The organism is Frondihabitans cladoniiphilus (assembly GCF_039544345.1).
Lineage (GTDB): Bacteria > Actinomycetota > Actinomycetes > Actinomycetales > Microbacteriaceae > Frondihabitans > Frondihabitans cladoniiphilus.
Genome location: NZ_BAABLM010000010.1, coordinates 20,776 through 35,764 on the forward strand (window position 1 = coordinate 20,776; position 14,989 = coordinate 35,764).

Annotated in this window: 14 protein-coding genes; 5 read left to right on the forward strand and 9 right to left on the reverse strand. The window is 70.1% G+C overall.

Annotated elements, in window-relative coordinates:
* Nucleotides 1-57 precede the first annotated feature (57 nt).
* A complete protein-coding gene (locus ABEA39_RS15575; RefSeq protein WP_345376876.1) occupies nucleotides 58-684 on the reverse strand; it encodes a biotin transporter BioY in 627 nt (208 codons plus the stop codon).
* Nucleotides 685-843: 159 nt separating this feature from the next.
* Here ABEA39_RS15575 and ABEA39_RS15580 point away from each other — a divergent pair, with 159 nt between their 5' ends.
* The gene (locus ABEA39_RS15580) at nucleotides 844-2,442 is read left to right on the forward strand and encodes an ABC-F family ATP-binding cassette domain-containing protein (protein WP_345376877.1); all 1,599 of its coding nucleotides are present in this window, start codon (nucleotides 844-846) and stop codon (nucleotides 2,440-2,442) included.
* Nucleotides 2,443-2,972: 530 nt separating this feature from the next.
* Here the strand turns inward: ABEA39_RS15580 and ABEA39_RS15585 are convergent.
* From ABEA39_RS15585 to ABEA39_RS15595, 3 genes are read right to left on the reverse strand one after another with little or no spacing between them, the layout of a single operon-like run.
* Nucleotides 2,973-3,863: an SURF1 family cytochrome oxidase biogenesis protein gene (locus ABEA39_RS15585; RefSeq protein WP_345376879.1), complete on the reverse strand. Its 891-nt coding sequence runs from the start codon at nucleotides 3,861-3,863 to the stop codon at nucleotides 2,973-2,975.
* The gene (locus ABEA39_RS15590) at nucleotides 3,863-4,117 is read right to left on the reverse strand and encodes a hypothetical protein (protein ID WP_345376880.1); all 255 of its coding nucleotides are present in this window, start codon (nucleotides 4,115-4,117) and stop codon (nucleotides 3,863-3,865) included. Before ABEA39_RS15590 ends, ABEA39_RS15585 begins: the two co-directional genes overlap by 1 nt.
* A gap of 11 nt (nucleotides 4,118-4,128) precedes the next feature.
* The gene (locus tag ABEA39_RS15595) at nucleotides 4,129-4,785 is read right to left on the reverse strand and encodes a DUF3099 domain-containing protein (RefSeq protein ID WP_345376881.1); all 657 of its coding nucleotides are present in this window, start codon (nucleotides 4,783-4,785) and stop codon (nucleotides 4,129-4,131) included.
* Between the two features lie 162 nt (nucleotides 4,786-4,947).
* On the opposite strand from ABEA39_RS15595, the gene fabG reads away from it, so the two are divergent.
* Nucleotides 4,948-5,658 (forward strand): 3-oxoacyl-ACP reductase FabG, encoded by a 711-nt coding sequence (gene fabG, locus ABEA39_RS15600; RefSeq protein WP_345376882.1) that lies wholly within the window; start codon nucleotides 4,948-4,950, stop codon nucleotides 5,656-5,658.
* 41 nt (nucleotides 5,659-5,699) lie between these two features.
* Here fabG and serB read toward each other — a convergent pair whose 3' ends face one another.
* Both serB and ABEA39_RS15610 read right to left on the reverse strand, forming a co-directional pair.
* A complete protein-coding gene (gene serB, locus ABEA39_RS15605; protein WP_345376883.1) occupies nucleotides 5,700-6,338 on the reverse strand; it encodes a phosphoserine phosphatase SerB in 639 nt (212 codons plus the stop codon).
* Nucleotides 6,339-6,410: 72 nt separating this feature from the next.
* Nucleotides 6,411-7,652, reverse strand: coding sequence for a glucose-1-phosphate adenylyltransferase (locus ABEA39_RS15610; protein WP_345376884.1), 1,242 nt, complete (start codon nucleotides 7,650-7,652; stop codon nucleotides 6,411-6,413).
* Nucleotides 7,653-7,699: 47 nt separating this feature from the next.
* Here ABEA39_RS15610 and glgA point away from each other — a divergent pair, with 47 nt between their 5' ends.
* The 3 genes from glgA to ABEA39_RS15625 all read left to right on the forward strand — a co-directional run bounded on the left by glgA (nucleotide 7,700) and on the right by ABEA39_RS15625 (nucleotide 10,107).
* Nucleotides 7,700-8,881: a glycogen synthase gene (gene glgA, locus ABEA39_RS15615; RefSeq protein ID WP_345376885.1), complete on the forward strand. Its 1,182-nt coding sequence runs from the start codon at nucleotides 7,700-7,702 to the stop codon at nucleotides 8,879-8,881.
* A gap of 64 nt (nucleotides 8,882-8,945) precedes the next feature.
* The gene (locus ABEA39_RS15620) at nucleotides 8,946-9,728 is read left to right on the forward strand and encodes an ABC transporter ATP-binding protein (RefSeq protein ID WP_345376886.1); all 783 of its coding nucleotides are present in this window, start codon (nucleotides 8,946-8,948) and stop codon (nucleotides 9,726-9,728) included.
* A 127-nt stretch (nucleotides 9,729-9,855) separates the two neighbouring features.
* A complete protein-coding gene (locus ABEA39_RS15625) occupies nucleotides 9,856-10,107 on the forward strand; it encodes a type B 50S ribosomal protein L31 (protein WP_345376887.1) in 252 nt (83 codons plus the stop codon).
* A gap of 249 nt (nucleotides 10,108-10,356) precedes the next feature.
* Here ABEA39_RS15625 and ABEA39_RS15630 read toward each other — a convergent pair whose 3' ends face one another.
* Genes ABEA39_RS15630 through ABEA39_RS15640 form a run of 3 tightly spaced genes read right to left on the reverse strand, consistent with a single transcriptional unit; the run spans nucleotide 10,357 to nucleotide 14,989 of the window.
* On the reverse strand, nucleotides 10,357-11,172 hold the full coding sequence (locus ABEA39_RS15630) for an HAD family hydrolase (RefSeq protein ID WP_345376888.1): 816 nt from the start codon (nucleotides 11,170-11,172) through the stop codon (nucleotides 10,357-10,359).
* Nucleotides 11,169-13,820 (reverse strand): phosphoribosyltransferase domain-containing protein, encoded by a 2,652-nt coding sequence (locus ABEA39_RS15635; RefSeq protein WP_345376889.1) that lies wholly within the window; start codon nucleotides 13,818-13,820, stop codon nucleotides 11,169-11,171. Before ABEA39_RS15635 ends, ABEA39_RS15630 begins: the two co-directional genes overlap by 4 nt.
* Nucleotides 13,817-14,989: an HpcH/HpaI aldolase/citrate lyase family protein gene (locus ABEA39_RS15640; RefSeq protein WP_345376890.1), complete on the reverse strand. Its 1,173-nt coding sequence runs from the start codon at nucleotides 14,987-14,989 to the stop codon at nucleotides 13,817-13,819. The genes ABEA39_RS15635 and ABEA39_RS15640 overlap by 4 nt, the downstream gene beginning before the upstream one ends.

Here is a 14,989-nt window from a genome sequence, read left to right on the forward strand (position 1 = left end):
GGTGTGCGAAGGCCCCCGGCAGCACGTGCCGGGGGCCTCCGCGAGGCGTACGGGAAGCTACTTCGTGCGGCGGTCGAACGCCTTCACGGCCCGCCACGCGAGCGGCAGGACGCCGGCGGCGATCAGCCACTTAACGACGCCGCCGACGATGAACGGGGTGAAGCCGGCGGCCAGGACCGCGGCGACGTCGTGCGGGTAGCCGAGACGGGCCAGGGCGAAGCCGAGGTAGGGGAGCCCGATCGCGAAGGGGATCAGCGAGGCGACGAGGAAGCCGACGAGGGAGCGGACAACGTGCTTGTCCCAGTTGCGCTCGGAGAGCCAGCCGATGGCGTAGGCGGCCGGGATGAAGCCCAGGATGAAGCCGAAGCTCGGAAGCGAGAGGGACGCGAGGCCGCCGTTGTGCTCGGCGAACAGCGGGATGCCGAGGAGGCCGACGACGGCGTACGCGATCAGAGCGAGCGACCCGCGACGCGCACCGAGGGAGGCGCCGACCAGCAGCACGCCGAGCGTCTGGCCGGTGATGGGGACCGGCCAGAGCGGCACGGACACCTGCGCCAGGACGCCCATGAGCGCGACGCCGGAGGCGATCAGGAGCGCGTCGGACGCCACGCTCCTGGAGACGAAACGGTCGGCGAGGACCGTGCGCCCGGACGGGCGAGACAGGGGTGCGGTTGCAGTCGTCATGCAATCTCCTTGAGAGGGCTGTGGGCCACGTAGACTAGGGGCGCCGCGCGGCGAATGTCGTCGCGCGCTCTGGTTCCACGCTTCGATCCCTCTCATCCTAGGGGCGGCCCATCGTCGGGCGGCGTTGTGGACACCTCCTCAGATGATTGGACTTTTGCTGTGCTCTCCGTGCACGACCTCGAGATTCGCGTAGGCGCCCGCCTCCTCATGGAAGGCGTCACGTTCCGAGTCGAAAAGGGCGACAAGATCGGCCTCGTCGGCCGGAACGGCGCCGGCAAGACCACCATGACCAAGACGCTGGCCGGTGAGACCATGCCGACCGGCGGCACCATCGAGAAGACGGGCGAGATCGGCTACCTGCCTCAAGACCCTCGCAGCGGCAACCCGGAAGACCTGGCCCGCACGCGCATCCTCGATGCCCGGGGTCTCGGTCAGATCCTGCTCGGAATCCAGAAGGCCACCATGGAGATGGGCAGCGACGACCCGGAGGTCGCGGCGAAGGCTATGAAGCGGTACGGCGACCTCGACGACCGATTCAACGCGCTCGGCGGCTACTCCGCTGAGGCCGAAGCGGCTTCGATCGCCAGCAACCTGAGCCTGCCCGACCGCATTCTCGATCAGCCGCTGTCGACTCTCTCGGGTGGCCAGCGCCGCCGCATCGAATTGGCGCGCATCCTCTTCTCCGCCGCCGAGACGATGATCCTCGACGAGCCCACCAACCACCTCGACGCCGACTCGATCGTCTGGCTGCGCGAGTACCTGAAAACCTATCAGGGCGGCGTGATCGTGATCAGCCACGACATCGAACTCGTCGACGAGGTCGTCAACCGGGTCTTCTACCTCGACGCCAACCGGCAGCAGATCGACATCTACAACATGGGCTGGAAGCACTACCAGCGCCAGCGCGCGTCCGACGAGGAGCGTCGCAAGAAGGAGCGGGCCACCGCCGAGAAGCAGGCCGGTCAGCTGCAGAAGCAGGCCGCCCGGTTCGGTGCGAAGGCGTCCAAGGCCGCCGCGGCGCACCAGATGGTCGCGCGCGCCGAGAAGCTGCTCGCGGGTCTCGACGACGTGCGCGTCGTCGATCGCGTCGCGAAGCTGCGGTTCCCGACCCCGGCGGCCTGCGGCCGCACCCCGCTCATGGCCACGAACCTCTCGAAGAGCTACGGCTCGCTCGAGATCTTCACCGCCGTCGACCTCGCGATCGACCGCGGTTCGAAGGTGGTCATCCTCGGGCTGAACGGCGCCGGAAAGACCACGCTGCTGCGCATCCTCGCCGGTGTGGACGAGCCCGACACCGGGCAGCTCGAGCCCGGGCACGGCCTCCGCGTGGGCTACTACGCCCAGGAGCACGAGACGATCGACGTGAAGCGCAGCGTGCTCGAGAACATGGTCTCGTCGTCGCCGAACATCACCGAGATGGAGGCGCGGCGCGTCCTCGGCTCTTTCCTCTTCACGGGCGACGACTCGGCCAAGCCGGCCGGCGTGCTCTCCGGTGGCGAGAAGACCCGCCTCGCCCTGGCGATGATTGTCGTCTCGGGCGCCAATGTACTGCTGCTCGACGAGCCCACCAACAACCTCGACCCGGCGTCGCGCCTCGAGATCCTCGACGCGCTCAACAACTACGAGGGCGCCGTGGTGCTCGTCAGCCACGACGAGGGCGCGGTCGAGGCGCTCAACCCCGAGCGCGTGCTGATCATGCCCGAAGGCACCGAAGACCACTGGACGCCCGACTACTCGGATCTGATCACGCTGGCGTAGTCGCGCGCCTGCGGAGCGTGCGCCCGCCGGGCTGTGCGCGGGCTCTGCTGTGCGCCGGGCCGGAGCGTGCGCGGGCCTGGCTGTGGGGCGGGCAGGGCTGTGCGGCGGGCCGGCTGCTGCTCTCCGTCACCCCGCCGTTTCGGCACGAACCCCTCGTATTGGCGGGGGGTTTCCGCCGAGAACGAGGGCGGGGTGAGCCGGGATTGAGGGGGCCCGCCGTTCTTGCAGGGACCCGCCCCTCTTGCGGGGGCCCGCCGAATCGACGGGGGACTGCCGTTACCGCTGACGCACGCCGGCTCGACGGAGACACGCCGGATTGTCGGGGGCTCGCCGGAAGACGCCGCGAGGCTTCGGAGCTACCTGAGGTGCCGGAACCCCACGCCACCGGAGACGGACACTGAGACGTGCCGCGGCACGGTGCGGAGTCCGTGATACGTGGCACGGCGCAGCTACGCAGCGCAGCTTCCCGGCGCAGCCGCCCCGACGCCATGCCGGAGCCGGCGCCGGAGCCGGAGCCACAGCCAGAGCCGCTACCGACCGGTGCCGACCTGCTCGCCGGGCCGCGACTTCTCGTAGCCGGCCTTGTCGAGCAGCTCGTCTTCGATCTCTTTGTCGTCGGGCCCGCGCTTGGCCTTCTTGTAGGCCCGCATCTCGTCGAGCCACTGCTGGTCCTCTTCGTCGCTGTACCGGAGGTCGTATTCGCGACGGATGACGTAGATCAGGAAGCCGAAGGCCGCCACCGCGAACATGACCCACTGGATCGCGTACGACAGGTTCAAGCCGTAGTCGATCGTCGGCTTCTGCGCGAGGAACGGCAGCTTGGCCACCGACGGGCTCTCGCGCACGAGCTGCCCGTAGGCGCCGGTGTAGGTCGGCAGCTGCAGCTTCGACTGCAGGTCTTTCAGCCCGATGACGGCGACCTCGTTGCTGTTCGGCACGTCGGTGCGTCCGGAGATCTGCGGCTCGGAGGCCGCGAGCCGGGCGGTCACGGTGACGGTGCCGGTCGGGGGAGCGGGGATCGAGTCGGGGTAGTCGTGCGTGTTGCCGGTCGCGACCCAGCCGCGGTCGACGATGAAGACGTCGCCCGATGCGGTCTTGAGCGGCACCAGCACCTCGAAGCCCGGGAAGCCGTTGTACGAACGGTCGCGCGCGAGGAAGAACTTGTCGGCGAGGTATGTGCCCGTGACCTTCACCGGGCGGTACTCGTCGTTCGCCGTGTAGGACGTCAGGGACGGCAGGATGCTCGTCACCTCGACCGGCTTCGCGTTGTAGTTGGCGTTCAGGCGATTCAACTCGGTGAGGTTCTCGGTGCGGCGGTCCCATTGCCAGTGCGACAGGATCACACAGATGAGGGCGAAGGCCACTGCGACGCCCAAGTAGCCGAGCCACTTCTTCGAGAGCACGAAGCGCCACTCGCGCATCAGGGGCCCTCCACTCCGACCGATTCGACCGTCTCGCCCAGCGGGGTGACGACGACGGGGAAGTCGCGGGTCCGCAGGAACTCCGAGAGGAATTCTACGTGCTCGTCGCAAGCACCCCAGACCTTCACCCGGTCGATCCCGTGGATCTTGGGGTTCCGCCAGTGGATGCTCTGCGTCGCGTCTTCACGGCAGCCGGCGCGAGAGCACTGGGGGATGCTCGGGCCGGCACCGCCGAAGAGGCCCCCACCGAGCATCCCGCCCAGGCTCACTGCCCGCGCTCGGGAGGCTGCGTGTCGGAGGGGTGGATCACGATCGGCCGGATGGGAGCCTGACGACCGTCGCCGCGGGCCTCGGACGGGTGTACGACGATGTCGGACGAGTCGTCGGCCGCTGCGGGACGGGTAGCTGCGGGAGCCGGACGGGCCCCGGCGGGTGCGGGACGGGATCCGGCCGGAGCAGGACGTGAGCCGGCCGGGCGAGCCGTGCCAGGCGCAGGACGGGATGCCCCGGTCGATTGCCCGGACGCCGTCGGGAAGGTCTCGCCGGGATCGGAGGCCCACGGGGTGGACCGCCCCTCGCCGGCGTATCGGCCGCCCGGGGTCGCCTGCTCGCCCGACGGGAACGCGGACGACGGCTGGGCCTCGGGCCGGTAGACCTGCAGACCGCCGGGACGCTCGACCTCGGCGCCCTTCGTGTCTTGACCGACATTGGCGAGCACCACAGCGACGTAGGGGAGGACGACGGCGCCGATCGCGGGCAGGATCTTCCACCAGCCGGGCAGCGGGAAGCACAGGATGATGCAGACCATGCGGATGAGCATGGCGATCAAGTAGCGCATCATCCGCCCGTGACGGTCGTCGGCGGCCGACGGCGGCAGGGAGGTGATGGCGTAGTTGCTCTGGGTCTTCGTCTTGGTCTTCATCCACTCACGGGCTCACGGGCGTCTCGATCGGACACACACAGGACAATGCTAAGTCGTTCCCCTCGAACACTAGGCTTGTCGGCGGCCGTGGGGCGCAGCTCCCATCGTTCCCGCAGCCGGCGCCACCGCCGACCTCCGGCGGACCGATCTTTGGAGAAGCACATGACGACGTCCCGAACCGTTCTGGTCACCGGCGGCAACCGAGGGATCGGCTTCGCGATCGCCGAGCGATTCGTCGCCGAGGGCCACCGCGTCGCCGTGACCGCCCGCTCCGGCGAAGGCCCCGAGGGCACTCTCACCGTCACGGCCGACGTCACCGACTGGGCCAGCGTCGACGCCGCGTTCACCGAGGTCGAGCAGGCCCTCGGGCCGATCGAGGTCGTCGTCGCCAACGCCGGCATCACCAAGGACATGCTCCTGATGCGCATGTCCGACGACGACTTCACCTCCGTCGTCGACACGAACCTCGGGGGAGCGTTCCGCGTCGTCAAGCGAGCCAGCAAGGGCATGCTCAAGGCGCGCTTCGGCCGCATCGTCTTGATCTCCAGCGTGGTCGGCCTCTACGGCGGCGCGGGCCAGGCCAACTACTCGGCGTCGAAGAGCGCTCTCGTCGGCTTTGCGCGCTCCCTGACGCGCGAGCTCGGCGCGCGCGGCATCACCGCCAACGTGGTGGCGCCCGGCTTCATCGAGACCGACATGACCGCCGTCCTGCCCGAGCAGCAGCAGGCCGACTACAAGAAGAGCATCCCGGCCGGGCGCTTCGGGTCGACCGACGAGGTCGCGGGCGTCGTGTCGTGGCTCTCCGGCGACGACGCCGGCTACATCTCGGGCGCTGTCATCCCCGTCGACGGCGGGCTCGGCATGGGCCACTAGCCCCTCAGGGCCAGAAGGCGGGATGCACGGGCCCGGGCGAATCAGCCTCGGAGGCCGAGCAGGGGCAGCACCTGGGCGAGGTCGCGGGTCGCGATCGCCACGTCGGCCGCCGCCCGCACCCGCGGCTTGGCGTCGAAGGCCACGGAGAGTGCGGCGACCTCCATCATGGCGAGGTCGTTGGCACCGTCGCCGATCGCGACCGTGTGCGCGAGGTCGACCCGGGCATCCCGCGCCCATTCGCGAAGCGCCTCGGCCTTGGCCGCCGCATCGACGATCGGGCCGTCGACGAAGCCAGTGAGACGCCCGGCGACCGCTTCGAGCCGGTTGGCGTGCCAGAAGTCGAGCCCGAGCCGTTCCGCAAGGGGGTCGAGGATCTCGTGGAAGCCGCCGGACACGACCCCGACGAGACCGCCGGCCGCGTGGACGCCCTCGACGAGCTCGGGCACCCCGCGCGTGACGACGACGTCACGACGGACGGAGTCGAGGGCGCCGACGTCGAGCCCCTCGAGCGTGGCGACCCTCTCGCGCAGGCTCTCGGCGAAGTCGATCTCGCCCGCCATGGCCCGGTCGGTGATGGCCTTGACCGCGTCGTGGGACCCCGCGGCGTCGGCGATCATCTCGATCACCTCGTTCTCGATGAGCGTGGAATCGACGTCGAGGACGAGGAGGAAGCGCGGCACGCGACCACCCTACTGGCGGTGCGTGCCGCGCTCCGACAGGGGCGGGAAGCCGGACGCCGGCGGACTCGAGCGCTACGGCTCGATCCGCACGCCCTTGCCCACGACGGTGATGCCGGACTCGGTGACGGTGAAGCCTCGGGCCCGGTCCGCTTCGGCGTCGAGACCGACGTGCGCGCCGTCGACGATCACGACGTCCTTGTCGAGGATGGCCCGATTGACGATCGAGTTCTTGCCGACGTAGATCCGGTCAAACAGCACCGAGTCGACGACGCGGCTGCCCGAATCGAGGGTGTTCCAGGGGCCGATGACGCTGCGCTCGATGTGCGAGCCGACGGCGACCGTGCCGAGCGAGACGATCGACTCGATGACCGAGCCCGGGTTTCCGTGCTCGTCGCGGCCGAACTTCGCCGGGGGCGAGTTGAGCTGCTGGCTGAAGATCGGCCAATCCGTGTTGTAGAGATTGAACACCGGGAGGGCGGCGATGAGGTCGCGGTGCGCGTCGTAGAACGAGTCGATCGTGCCGACGTCGCGCCAGTAGTAGCGGTCGCGCTCGGTCGACCCGGGGACCTCGTTGCGGTTCAGGTCGTACACCGCCGCGTCGCCCCGAGACACGAAGTCGGGGATGATGTCGCCGCCCATGTCGTGCGCGGAGTCGGGGTTCTCGCCGTCGCGGAGCACCGCGTCGATGAGGGCGTCGGCATTGAAGATGTAGTTGCCCATCGAGGCAAGGACCTCGTCGGGGGAGTCGGAGAGACCGACCGCGTCTTTCGGCTTCTCGAGGAACGCGTCGATGAGCGTCGCGTCGTCGGCGTTCGTCTGGATCACGCCGAACTGGTCGGCCAGCGAGATGGGCTGGCGGATCGCCGCGACGGTGGCGCTCTTGCCCGAGGCGATGTGCGCCTCGACCATCTGGGCGAAGTCCATCCGGTAGACGTGGTCGGCGCCGACCACGACGATGATGTCCGGCTTCTCGTCGCGCACCAGGTTGAGACTCTGGAGGATGGCGTCGGCGCTGCCGGCGAACCAGCGCTTGCCGAGCCGCTGCTGCGCGGGCACGGAAGCGACGTAGGCGCCGAGGAGACCCTCGATGCTCCAGGTCTGCGACACGTGCCGGTCGAGGCTGTGCGACTTGTACTGGGTCAGCACCACGATCTGGCGGAGGCCCGAATTGATGAGGTTGGACAGGGCGAAGTCGATCAGACGGTAGTTGCCACCGAACGGGACTGCGGGCTTCGCGCGATCCGCGGTGAGCGGCATGAGGCGCTTGCCCTCGCCGCCGGCCAGCACGATGCCGAAGATCTTCTTTGATGCCATGACGCCAGAATGGCACGTTTCGCGTGCGGGCGACTACGGTAAGCGACGTGCGAGTCGATGTGATCACCAAGGAATACCCTCCGAACGTCTACGGCGGGGCGGGCGTCCACGTGACGGAGCTGGTGAAGGCGCTCCGGCCCTCCATCGACGTCCGGGTCCGGGCGTTCGGAAATGCCGTCGAAGAAGACGGCACGACGGGCTACCCCGACCTTCCAGAGCTGGCCGAGCAGAACGGCGCCCTCAAGACCCTCGGGGTCGACGTGGCCATCGCCGGCGACGTCCAAGGCGCCGACCTGGTGCACTCCCACACCTGGTACGCCAACGCCGCCGGGCAATTGGCGCAGATGCTGCACGGAATCCCTCACGTGCTCACCGCCCACAGCCTCGAGCCCCTGCGGCCGTGGAAGGCCGAACAGCTCGGCGGTGGCTACCGCGTGTCGAGCTGGATCGAGCGTCAGGCCTACGAGACGGCCGACCGGGTCATCGCCGTCAGCGACGGAATGCGCCGCGACATCCTCCGCTCGTACCCGACCATCGACGAGTCCAAGGTCGAGGTCGTCTACAACGGCATCGACCTCGAAGGCTGGCGCCGTCTGGACGAACCCGAACTGGTCCGCTCCCTGGGAATCGACCCGGACCGGCCCGCCGTGGTGTTCGTCGGGCGGATCACGCGTCAGAAGGGCCTGCCGTACCTCCTGCGCGCGGCCGCCCTGCTGCCCGCCGACGTCCAGCTGATCCTCTGCGCCGGAGCCCCGGACACCCCCGAGATCATGGCCGAAGTCAGCGGTCTCGTCCGGGAGCTCCAGGAGACCCGGACCGGCGTCGTCTGGATCGAGAAGATCCTGCCCCGCGACCAGCTCTGCGCCGTCCTCTCGTCGGCGACCGTGTTCGTCTGCCCCTCGATTTACGAGCCGCTCGGCATCGTCAACCTCGAGGCGATGGCCTGCGGCCTCCCGGTGGTGGGAACGGCGACCGGAGGCATCCCCGAGGTCGTCGCCGACGGACTGACCGGGCGCCTGGTCCCGATCGAGCAGGCGACCGACGGCACGGGCACCCCGCTCGATCCCGACAAGTTCGTGAACGACCTGGCCGCCGCCCTGACCGAGACCGTCGCCGACCCCGGCCTGGCTGCTCTCATGGGTCGCGCCGGGCGCCTGCGAGCCGAACAGGACTTCTCCTGGTCGAGCATCGCCGAGCGCACCCTCGAGGTCTACCGAAAACTGGTGTGAAGCACTTCTTCACAGCACCGATTCACTCGGCTTCCCGCCCCCTCCCGTGGAATAGAGTTCTGCCATGCCCACCGTCCTGAAGCTGTCCGATGTCTCCGTCGTCCGCAACGGCACACCCGTTGTCGATTCGGTCGACTGGACGGTCGAGTCGGAAGAGCGCTGGGTGGTCCTCGGCCCCAACGGCGCCGGCAAGACCACGCTCCTCCAGGTCGCGGCCGCACAGACGCACCCGTCCTCGGGCAGCGCCGAGGTGCTGGGCGACGACCTCGGCAGCGTCGACCTGTTCGACCTCCGTCCGCGCATCGGTTTCGCGTCGACGACGATCGCGCGACGCATCCCACCGAAGGAGAAGGTCGTCGACGTCGTCTTGACGGCCGCCTACTCGGTCACGGGCCGCTGGAACGAGGAGTACGAGGGCGTCGACGTCCGTCGCGCCCACCGCGTGCTCGACGAATGGAACCTCGACCACCTGGCCGAGCGCTCGTTCGGCGACCTCAGCGACGGCGAGCAGAAGCGGGTGCAGATCGCCCGGTCGGTCATGACCGACCCCGAGTTGCTGCTGCTCGACGAGCCGGCCGCGTCGCTCGACCTCGGCTCGCGCGAAGAGCTGCTGCGCATGCTCGGCGGCTACGCGTCCTCCGAGGGGTCGCCCGCCATCGTCATGGTCACGCACCACGTCGAAGAGATCCCGCGCGGCTTCACCCACGCCCTGCTCCTCAGCAAGGGCGCCGTCGTGGCCTCCGGGCCGCTCGACGAGGTCGTCACTGCCGAGACGCTGGGCGAGGCGTTCGGGTTGAGCCTCACCGTCACGGCGGAAGACGGCCGCTACACCGCGCGCGCGGTCTGACGCGTCCCGTCCTCCCTCACCCCTCACCGCGGCGTCGATCTGGTACCGTTGATGGTTGGCCGTTCGGCCTCCGTGATTTTCACACCGGCGCTGGCAAAAACCAGTGCGCACAGACCAAAGGATCCCCATGAAGACCGACACGCATCCCGCGTACAACGCCATCGTTTTCCGCGACCTCGCCTCGGGTGAGACGTTCCTCACGCGTTCGACGGCCACCAGCGACAAGACCATCGAGCTCGACGGCGTCGAGTACCCCGTCATCGACGTCGAGATCTCGTCGGCTTCGCACCCGTTCTACACGGGCAAGCAGCGCATCCTCGACTCCGCCGGTCGCGTGGAGAAGTTCAATCAGCGCTTCAAGAACTTCGGCAGCAAGTAAGACTCCGCTGCAGCAGAAAGGCCCTCGACTCCGGTCGGGGGCCTTCTTCGTGCGCGGCAAGCGGGTGTTCTGTGTGCGTCGCGCGCGCGACCTGCGGCCTGCGGCCTGCGGCCTCCGGCCCGGTTCGGTGGATGACCTGCACCCCGCTCGCCACTGGGAACCCCGGTCGACGAGGGGGTGCCGGCGTGCGGTGGGGTGCGGCTCCGCGGGAGCGGGGTGCGGCTCCGCGGGCACGGGGTGCCGCTCCGCTCAGCCCAGGCGCTCCACCGCGGCCGCGGCAAGTCCGAGCAGCTCCTCGCCGGCGAGAATGCCCCGCGAGACCGTGACCGTCAAGTTCGACGCCTCGAACGCGACGTCGTGCAGTTCGCCGTGCGCCGGACGGAGCGCAACCGTGGCCTGCTCGAGCATCGACCGATCGAGCAGAGAATCGCCCGCGGCGACCACCGCCGATGCACCCACCCTGCGCCGCACCTCGTCGACCGCCGACGCCTTGTCGATCGTCCGAGGCACGCAGTAGAGCTTCCGCCCCTGAAGCGAAACGGTCCACCCGCGATCCGCACAGGCGGTGGTCAGCTCGGTCAGCTCGGCATCGACGACATCGTCACGCGAGACGATCGCGTAGAGGAACAGGCCCTCCGCATCGTGGGTCCGGAGGATCCAGGCGGCCAGTGCGGGCGCCGACAGCAAGGCCAGGACCTCGGGAAGCGGCGCGCTGCGCTCGGCGGTCCGCCGACGGACGGAGGCGCTCCACGCCTCGTCGGGCTCGCCGTGATGCAGCAGCACGCCGCCGTTCGTCGTCACGGCCCACTCCGGCGTGCCGCCGGGGAGGCGCACACGGCGGTACTGCGCGACCGTCCGGGTGGTGACGGGGACGAAGGTCGCGCGGGCGCGCAGGCCCAGGAGCAACGTCTCGGACGCACGGGTCAGGTACGACAGGGGTGCGCCCTGGTAGATCTCCGCCACGGCGATGGCCGGGGCATCCTCGTCACGCGTCTCGAGCCAGAAGGCGCGGGCGGAATAGATGAGCGTGCGGTCGAGGTCGGAGGCGAAGAGGATGCTCGTCACAGGGCACCGGTCGGGCCGGTCGCGCCCGGAGCACCGACGGGATGGATCAACCCGACGCAGCTGTACGGCAGATCGGGCACCTCGACCACCTCGACACCGCGCTGTTCGGCCAGCAGCAGCACGTGCGCGACGTCGTCGCGGGCGTCCGGCCGAACGAGCACCTTCCACGGCACCCGCCGCAGCAGCACCCGTGTCGTCTCGCCGACGCCCGGCTTGACGAGGTTGACGTCGTCGATGCCGTACTCGGCGGCGATCGACTCGACCGCCGCCCAGCCGGCCCAGGTCGTCGCCGACGGCGGGGCCGATCGACGCATGGCGGCGATGGAGGCGACACCGTCGCGAACCTCGTCGAACTGCCCGGCCACCGCCTCGATGAAGTCACGGGACACGTCGCTGCCCTGCAGCTCGCGGTAGAACTTCGCCCCGTGGAACTCGCCCGGCCCGATGAGCGCGCGGCTGTAGACGGTCCGCGACACGAGCCCCGAGACGGTCGAGTTGAGACAGGCCGAGGGAATCAGGTAGTCGTCGCGCGTGCCGAAAGTCGTCACACAGTGCCCCGGGTCGGCGAGGACGGCCAGGTCGGCGCCGAACCGGGCGCCCTCCTCGTCGGCGTGCTTCGCCAGGGCGGCGGCCAGTTCGCGTGCGATCGCGCCCTTGCCCGTCCATCCGTCGACGAACACCACTCGGGCGGGGTCGTAGTGGGCGGCGAGCCAGCGCAGGGCGGTGGTGTCGATGCCCACGCCCCGCACGATGCTCATCGTGTGGTGAGGCAGGTCGATCCCGTGCACCTGCTGGGCCCACCGCCGCATCAGCACCCCGATCGGCGTGCCGGCGCGGGCGAGGCTGACGAGCACCGGGGCGCCGTCGCGAGCGTCGAGGCACAGCTCCGTCACGACCCCGACGGCCTCGGCCACGCGCCGCGCCGATCGATCGAGGGCCGATGCGTAGAGCTCCTGGTACTCCGCCGAGGGCACGTACTCGACGGGCAGGGACTCGGCGTAGTTGGCCGTGCCGCTCTGGATCGCGGCCTCCCGCTCCGCCGCAGGGGCCTCGAGCGCGACGTCGCCGAGATCCTGCAGCAGCCACAGCACATCGGACGGCTCGTACGATCCGAAGTCCGGGCCCCGCAGCGGCTCGGGCAGGCGCTCGGGCTCGTCCGCGGGAAGCAGCACGACGGTCACGCGATCGGCGACCCGCGCCAGGGCCTCGGTCAGGCTGCCGGGGCCAGTGACCGCGTCCGTCTCGGTGCCCGGTTCGGGGAACAGGAGGATGCGCGCGAACCGTCGACCATCCGGCGTCAGGTTGTAGGCGTGGCGGGTTCCCGGGCCGTCGACCACGGCGTCGTGCGAGGCGAAGGCGATCTCCGATCGGATCGCGTAGCCGGGGGAGTCGACCGCGGCGATGGGCGAGCGCGTGGTCGTCGAGAAGCGGACGCCGTCGCCCGGGAAGCGTTCGGCGACGGCCAGGGGGAGGGCCATGAACTCCTCCGTGCCGAGGACGAGGAGGGCCGTGCCGTCGTCCGGGACGTCGAGCTGTCGGGCGATCTCCGCCGCCGCGTCGTCGAAGACCCCGGCGGGGTTGCCGAAGCGGTCGCTGCGGATCTCGTCGACCTCGTCGGAGAGGTCGAGGAAGTCGACGACGCCGGCTTCGACCCCGCCCGCCGACAGGGCGGTCGACGCCTCGCCCGCCGACGCCGGCCCGGGCAGCTCCGCGATCAGCTCGTCGGCCAGTGACAGCACGTCGGCGGGCAAGGTCACGCGCCCGACTCCCAGCGCCACGACCTCGAGGCTCACCCCGAGCTCGGCGGCCACCTCGTCGAACGCCTGCCGGTCGGAATCGTCGCGCAGATCCACCAGCGCCGACACGACCCAGCGCTCCTGCGGCACCAGCGCCTGCAGCTCGCGGATCGTGTTCAGCACCGTCCGCCCCGTGCTCAGCTCGTCGTCGACCAGCACGATCGTGCCGCCAGGGCGGATCCAGGTGGCATCGGTCGGCAGCAGACGGTGCCCGGTGGCATGCGAGTGCTCCTCCTCGAAGCGGCCGAACTCCGGCATGCCGGGGGCGGCGTGCCTCGTCGAGTGCAGGTACGGCGAGCCGAGCGCGTCGGCCACCAGGCGTCCGAGCCCCGTGGCCGTCTCCGCGTAGCCGAGAACCGTGACCGTGGGATGCACGCCCCTCACCTCGTCGAGGCGCCCCCGCAGCCGGGCGACCGCGCCCCTCGTCGGCTCCTCGACGCTCAGCAACGCGGCGAGCTCCCGTCCGAGCGCTGCGACCCGCACCGAGCATCCCGCGGCCCCTGTCGTGCCCTCAGCACCGCCGCTGCCCGAAGGCAGCGCGCCACCCTCGAGGCGTTCGGCGGTCAGAAGGCCGAGGAGTTCGCCGGCCGCCCGCGCGAGCTCGGGCACGGTCGGCACGTGCTTGGCAAGGACCGTGGAGACGAGCAGGTGCGCCCGCCGGGGGTTGCGGCGCAGGGCGAGGCCCACGAGCGCCTCGAGCGGGATGAGCCCGGCCGAGTCGTCGGAGGTGAGGGTGATGCCGAGACGGTCGCGGACCCAGGCCCCAGACCACACGACGCCGGTCGAGTCGTGGTCGGTCGTGTCGGATGTCGACGTGTCGGGGGTCGACGTGTCGCGGGTGGACGGGGTCATCGCATGCTCGCTTCCAGGAGGTCGACGAAGGTCGCCGTCGATGCCGCGACACCGAACGCCTCGGCCCGCAGCAACGTCTTCGTCGCCCAGGCCTGATGCGGCTTCATCTCGTTCATCTTGTTGCCGTAGGGCGAGGCGGCCGCCCCTCCGCCGGTTCGCCCCACGATGGCCTGAGCGTCGAGGTACTCCTCGTGGCTCACGACCGACAAGGCGTGCACGACGGGCACGTGCGACGGGTGGATCACGGTCTTGCCGACCAGCCCGTTGGCCTGGTCGAGCGTGATCTCGCGGATCAACCCATCGACGTTGGCGAGCAGGATGCGGCGGCGCAGCTCTTCGTCGCTGGCCTCGACGAACGGCGTCAGGCGCAGTTGAGGCCGGAGGATCCGCTCGGTGTCGGCGAAGTGCTCCCAGACCGGGCCGGAGATGACGTAGCCGCCGTCGCGTCGGCCGAGGACGTTGACGATGTCGCCGATGACCGCGGAGACGACCTTCACGTCGTAGATGGTGAGGTCGCGCGAGCGGCGCAGACCGTAGGCGCTGGAGAGGTCGGTCGCGCCGATGCGGACGGCGAGGACGTCGTCGCGATGGTCGCGGAGCACGTCGCCGATGCGCGACAGGGCGTCGGTGCGTGTCTCGGAGTGAACCATCGAGGGGGACTCGAGGATCGGCATGATGCGGAGGCGCGGCGCCCCGCTGGGCCGGGAGGCCTGAGCGTCGTGCAGCGCGTCGAGGAAGCGGAGGGCGTAGCCGTCCTCGTTCTCGAACTTGGGCACGACGAAACCGCTGAGGACGCCGAGCGAGTCTCCGGCGGCGTCGGCCACGAATCGGAGCTGCTCGGGGGTCCGCACCCGGACGAACAACTGCAGCAGGGCACCGTCGCCGCTCTCCTGGAGGTCGGCCAGAGCCTGCACGACGTTGCGCTCGGCCTCGGGCACCCGGTCGTCGGGCACGCTGTCCTCCAGGCAGAGCACCATGCTGAGAGCGCCGCGCGCCGCCTGTTTGCGGACGTCGTCGGCCAGAGAGGAGCGGATGCCGGGGGAGTAGAGCGTTGCGCCAAGCGCGACCGCGAGGAGCGCCGGGTCGGACGCGAGCGAGAGGTCGGTCGGCGGGACGTGGAACAGCCGAGCGCGGTGCTCGTCGTCGAGGAATCCGAAGTGGCGCATCAT